Source organism: Salinispora sp. H7-4 (assembly GCF_013416675.1).
In the GTDB taxonomy this organism is placed as follows: domain Bacteria; phylum Actinomycetota; class Actinomycetes; order Mycobacteriales; family Micromonosporaceae; genus Micromonospora; species Micromonospora vitiensis.
Window position 1 is genome coordinate 605,084 of the sequence record NZ_JABZED010000003.1, and the last position, 5,628, is coordinate 610,711.

General features: G+C 66.3%; 6 protein-coding genes. 4 read left to right on the plus strand and 2 right to left on the minus strand.

What is annotated here, in order from left to right; genetic code table 11:
• The 4 genes from H0524_RS04800 to H0524_RS04815 all read left to right on the plus strand — a co-directional run.
• Positions 1 to 921, plus strand: a 921-nt coding sequence (locus H0524_RS04800; protein WP_255435765.1) for a right-handed parallel beta-helix repeat-containing protein, incomplete at its 5' end; no start/stop codon positions are given.
• Between the two features lie 513 nt (positions 922 to 1,434).
• Positions 1,435 to 2,721 carry a right-handed parallel beta-helix repeat-containing protein gene (locus tag H0524_RS04805; protein WP_180197619.1) on the plus strand — a complete coding sequence of 429 codons (1,287 nt, stop codon included), beginning with the start codon at positions 1,435 to 1,437 and terminating at the stop codon, positions 2,719 to 2,721.
• A 259-nt stretch (positions 2,722 to 2,980) separates the two neighbouring features.
• Complete coding sequence (locus H0524_RS04810; RefSeq protein WP_180197529.1) at positions 2,981 to 3,361, plus strand: hypothetical protein; 381 nt, start codon at positions 2,981 to 2,983, stop codon at positions 3,359 to 3,361.
• A 134-nt stretch (positions 3,362 to 3,495) separates the two neighbouring features.
• Positions 3,496 to 4,050: a GNAT family N-acetyltransferase gene (locus H0524_RS04815; RefSeq protein ID WP_180197530.1), complete on the plus strand. Its 555-nt coding sequence runs from the start codon at positions 3,496 to 3,498 to the stop codon at positions 4,048 to 4,050.
• A 4-nt stretch (positions 4,051 to 4,054) separates the two neighbouring features.
• Here H0524_RS04815 and H0524_RS04820 read toward each other — a convergent pair whose 3' ends face one another.
• Together H0524_RS04820 and H0524_RS04825 are read right to left on the minus strand one after the other, a co-directional pair.
• The gene (locus H0524_RS04820; RefSeq protein WP_180197531.1) at positions 4,055 to 4,555 is read right to left on the minus strand and encodes an N-acetyltransferase; all 501 of its coding nucleotides are present in this window, start codon (positions 4,553 to 4,555) and stop codon (positions 4,055 to 4,057) included.
• A gap of 149 nt (positions 4,556 to 4,704) precedes the next feature.
• Positions 4,705 to 5,628, minus strand: a 924-nt coding sequence (locus tag H0524_RS04825) for a right-handed parallel beta-helix repeat-containing protein (RefSeq protein WP_255435766.1), incomplete at its 5' end; no start/stop codon positions are given.

The following is a 5,628-nucleotide window of genomic DNA, read 5'->3' on the forward strand; positions in this document are numbered from 1 at the left end:
GCCGCCGCCGTTGACCAGTTCCGGATCCTCACCGTTGGCGTCGGCGGTGATCTCACCCTCAACAAGCTGACCATCACCGGCGGACAGACCAGCGACGATGACGGCGGCGGGATCCTCGTCAACGCCGGCGGAGCGCTGACCACCCACCACAGCACCATCACCCGCAACATCGCCGGCGGCTCGGGCGGCGGCATCGCCAACTCCGGCACCACCCGCATCAAGTACTCCACAGTCGACCGCAACACCGCCGCCGAAGCAGGTGGCGGCATCTACAGCACCGGCCTACTGGAGATCGTCAAGTCCCACATCGACAACAACACCAGTGGCGACGGCGGTGGCGGCATCTTCTCGACCAACAGCACCGTCACCGTCAAGGGCGGCAGCATCTCCGGCAACCAGGGAGCCAACGGGGCAGGGATGTTCCTGTCCACCTCCATCGGAACGGTCACCGGCACCCGAATCACCGGAAACACCAGCAGTGGTAGCGGTGGTGGTATCCGAGCCGGCGTCGGGAGCCAGCTGACGATGCGGAAGGCCGAGCTGGCGGACAACACCGCAACCGTCCTCGCCGGCGGCTTGTTCGTCTCCGGAACCGAGGAAGGGGAAAGCTTCGCCACCATCGAATACAGCGCCATCAAAAACAACGTGACCTCGGCTTCCGGTGGAGGAATCTTCAACGCTGGGCAGACGGTGCTGCGACACACCAAGGTGATCGGCAACCAGGCGAGCCAGGGTGGCGGCATCCAGAACGACGGTACGATCAGCCTCTTCACCACCAAGGTGGTCGAGAACATCGCCACCACCGACGGCGGAGGCATCTACAACAACAACGGCACGGTGAACCTCAACACCGCCACCGGCACCATCGTGATCAAGAACCGACCCAACAACTGCGTCGACGTTCCCGGCTGCGCCGGATAGCGATCAACGGATTCCAGAGGGCCCGTTCCCGCCGTCAACCGGTCGGAACGGGCCCTCCCCGATCGTCATTCGAGATCGCGTCACGAACACGGACCCGTCCTGAGTCTGGACCCGGCGCGATGATCTCCAGCCCCAGCGGCACCACACGCTTCTTCACTGCCCTGCGACGACGGCGCCTGGGCACGGCGGGGAGGCCCACAAGGTCCTTGTGCCCCGACCTTCCCGCAGATCCTCTCTGGCGTGGACTACAGCGCGCCCACCGGAGCACCACCAGCGAAGCCTTCCCGTTTCAGGTATTCTATTCGTGTTTGTGTTCGTCTGGGTTTGGTGTCGGTTTAGGTTTGCGAGTGGCTGCTACCGCCGGTCGGTAGCCAAGGAGCCGCCCCGTAACTGCAGGTGGCGGTTCCTTGTCGTTCACGGGGGAAGGGCATCGAGTTCACGATGAGGTACCAGGACCACACCCAGGGGCCGGTACGGCCGGGCGGGGGTCGGGCGAGGTCACGGTGGTGGATGGTGGGGTTGGCCGGGGTGACCGGTCTGGCCCTGGGCACCGTCGGTGTCGCCGCCGGCCCGGCCGCGGGCGCGCTGGGGCGCCCGCTGACCGCCGCCGATGACCGCGGCGGTGACCGCGGCACGCAGGAAGCGGGCAAGCGGGATGACAGGGGTAAGGATTCGGAGAAGAAGCCGACAGGTATCCCGGTCCCGTGTGACGCCGACGCGTTGATCGCCGCAATCACCCTGGCCAACGCCCGCGGCGGCGCCGTACTCGACCTCGCCAAGGACTGCACCTACCTACTCACCGCCGACATCGACGGCGCAGGGCTACCGATGATCGTCACCCCGATCACCCTCAACGGCGGCAAACACACCACCATCGAACGGGCCGCCGCCGTTGACCAGTTCCGCATCCTCACCGTCGACGTCGGCGGCGACCTCACCCTCAACAAACTCACCATCACCGGCGGACAAACCGACGACGAAGACGGCGGCGGGATCCTCGTCAACGCCGGCGGAGCGCTGACCACCCACCACACCACCATCACCCGCAACATCGCCGGCGGCTCGGGGGGCGGCATCGCCAACAACGGCACCACCTGGGTCAAGTACTCCACCGTCGACCGCAACACCGCCGCCGAAGCAGGTGGCGGCATCTACAGCACCGGCCTACTGGAGATCGTCAAGTCCCACATCGACAACAACACCGTCACCGGTGGCAACGGCGGCGGCGTGTCCGCACTCAACAGCACCGTCACCGTCAAGGGCGGCAGCATCTCCGGCAACTTCGCGGACAACACCGGTGGGCTGTACGTCTCCGGCGGCATCGGCACGGTGACCGGCACCGAAATCACCGGAAACACGGCCCGCAGCAGTGGCGGCGGTGCCGCCCGGGCCGAGAACAACGGACAGCTCACCATGCGGCACGTCAGCCTGACCAACAACACCGCATCAGCCCTCGGCGGTGCCTTGTTCGTGGCGTTGGACAGTTTCGCCGTCCTCGAGGACAGCTTCATCAAGAACAACACCAATACGGGCTCGGTTGGCGGGGGGATCTACAACGCAGGGGAAACGGTCTTGCGGCGCACCAAGGTCAACGGTAATCAGGCCGACCAGGGCGGCGGCATCTACAACGAAGGCACGATCAGCCTCTTCACCACGAAGGTGGTCGAGAACATCGCCACCACCAACGGTGGCGGCATCTTCAACGCCGCCGGCACGGTGAACCTCAACACCGCCACCGGCACCATCGTGATCAAGAACCGACCCGACAACTGCGTCAACGTACCCGGCTGCGCCGGATAGCGATCCGCAGATCCACGAGGGCCCGTTTCCCGCCGGTAGCCGGTGGGAAACGGGCCCACTCCTGGACCGCCCACTTCCTCCCGGACGGCCCGCTTCCTACTGGGCGTGCCCACTTCCGACCCCGTACCAGGACGGACCCGCACCAGGACGGACCCGCCACGACGGACCGCGCCAACCGGCCATCCGAATGGCCGGCGCGGTTGGCGAAAAATCAGCCGGTCCGGGGTTCTCGGGGTCCCTATCTGGGTACGGTCACGGGATGGTGTACATGCCGTCGCTGCCGCAGCCGCAGCGGTTGCTCCTGGCAGAGCTGGCCGGCACGGCCAACCGCTACAGCATCGGTGAAGGTCGGGGCCTGCCGCAGGAGGTGGCCGTTGCCGCGGTACGGGCAATCACCGACGACCCGGTGTTGCTCGGCATCCAGGCCGGGGTGGCGCTGGCAGATCCGTACGGCGTCAGCCAGCCAACCGTCGAACTACTTCAGGCCGCTGGAGCTGACATGACCATCGCCCAGCAGCACGCGACCGAAGTGCGAGAACGCCTGGAACGGATCGGTATCACCAACGCCTCCGACGGTGGCGTGGCCGATGGTCGATCCGGCCAGCGTGGCGACGGGCAGCCGGAAGGCCAGCGCGGGTAGGGCCGACGGCGGTCCCACTTCGGCCCGCGGGTCGGGCTGGCGCAACTGGGTGGTCTCTTGACCTGCTCGGGACCAAGTTCGGCCAGGCCGGCGCCATCGCACCAGCGGCGCGTCGTTCGCTACTGTCCTATGCCATGGCAGGCACGAACCTCCGGACCGACCGCCTCGAGCTTCGGCCGGTACGCGACGATGACATCGACCACATCCTGGAGTACCGCAACCTGCCGGAGGTCAGCCGCTGGCTACTACGCCCCGAGGTCGATCCTGCCGCCTTCCGGGCGAGGTGGCGACGCTCCGCGGAAGACCCCAACGACCACAGCGTGGCGGTGACCCGCGACGGCGTCGTCATCGGGACGGTCTCGCTCGACGTGCGCGACGGTATGGGGCAGCCCGGCACTCCGCCGAACACGGAGGCCGAGATCGGCTACATCTTCGACCCGGGGTACGGCGGCCACGGCTACGCGACCGAGGCGGTCACGGCGATGGTCACGTACTCCTTCGACCGGTTGGGCGTACGTCGGATCACCGCTGGCTGCTACGCGGACAACCTCCCCTCGGTGCGCCTCCTCGAAAAGCTCGGCATGCGGCGGGAGCAGCACGGGGTCGGCGACTCCTGGCACGCCGAGTTGGGCTGGGTGGACGGCTGCACGTACGCCCTGCTGGCCGAGGAGTGGCGCGACCAGCCGTAGACCCCTACCCCACCGGCCGTCCGGGGCTCTGGCGGATCGTCACCGGCACCGCACCGCGGCGGTAGTGGACGACCGCGAACGGCCACACGTCTCGCAGCCAGGCTCCCACGATCTCGGTCAGCGGAGCATCCAGTTCCGCTCGGGCAGCGGTCACCCACGACGAGGCCGCCACCTCCTGCTCCCCCATCGGCGACGGCTCAAAATAGACGCAGCCGACCACGTCTCCGGTGGCGATCTCGATGACCGAGTACGCGAAGTCCACCCGCTGCCGCGACCGCTGCGCATGCCCCACCAGGTCCTCGTGGTTCTCGGCGAGCGTCATCCCGGCCACCGGCGGCCAACCCTGGTCGAAGCCCGGCATTGACCGGATGTGCTCGATGCTCGACATCCAGGCGGCGTGATCCGCCTCGTTGTGCTGCGGCCCGAGCAACTCAAGCCGCAACCCGTGGGCCACCAGCGCCTCCGGTACTGCGAACGCGTCCTCAACCAGCGGTAGATCGGTCATGCCGGGAGCCTAACGGCCCCGACGCAGCGGTTTCGGACCACAGGGTCGAGCCAATCCCTGCCCCGCAGGCACGGATGGTGGAAAAGCGGAGGTCCCGAACCGCCACATCCGGCAGGAACGGGACCCCAGGATCCAATGCGCTCGGATCGCTACCCGGCGCAACCGGGAACGAGGACGCAATTGTTTGGACGGTTCTTGACCACGATGGTGCCAGTAGCGGTGTTCAACTCGACCGTGCCGCCCATCGCGTTGAAGATACCCCCGCCGTCGACCACGGCCGTGTTTTTGACAATCTGCGTGTCGAACAGGCTGATCATGCCCCCGGCATTGTAGATTCCGCCACCCTGATTGGCCAGGTTGTCGATAATTTTCGTCTCCCGGATCACCAGTTCTCCGACGTTGTGCACCCCGCCGCCGGTGTCCGCCGAAAAGTTACCCTTTATGAAGCTCTTCTCGATCACGACAGCGGATCCGGCCGTGACGAAGAGCCCGCCTGCCTCATCAATCGTGGAGGCGTTATCCATGAGCTTCACCTTGCGCAGGGTAGCTTGCCCGTCCGCGTACATTCCGCCATATGCCGTTGCGGTATTACCGGTGATCTCAGTATCGGAAACCACGCCAATACCGTCCCCCAGAATCAGCAGCCCCCCGGCCCGGCCAGTTGCGTCATTCTTCACAAGTCGGCTCCCCGCCACCGTCACCACGGCATCAGGTCCGGTGCTTGACACGGCCCCACCACTACTGGCGACGTTCGCCCTCAACTCTGACTTGAAGATCTTCAAGTTTCCGTCGAAATTGAAGACACCGCCGCCACCACCGTCGGAAATGTTGCGACTAACGGTTGCGTGTTCGAGAACCGTGACACCGAAGCTGGCGATGCCGCCGCCATTCTCCCCAGCGATGTTGCGGGTGATGGCGCTGTGCCTCGCGGTGAGTTGGCCGCCGGCGTTGACGAGGATCCCGCCGCCGTCGGTGTCGTCGGTCTGTCCGCCGGTGATGGTCAGCTTGTTGAGGGTGAGATCACCGCCGACGCCAACGGTGAGGATCCGGAACTGGTCAACGGCGGCGGCCCG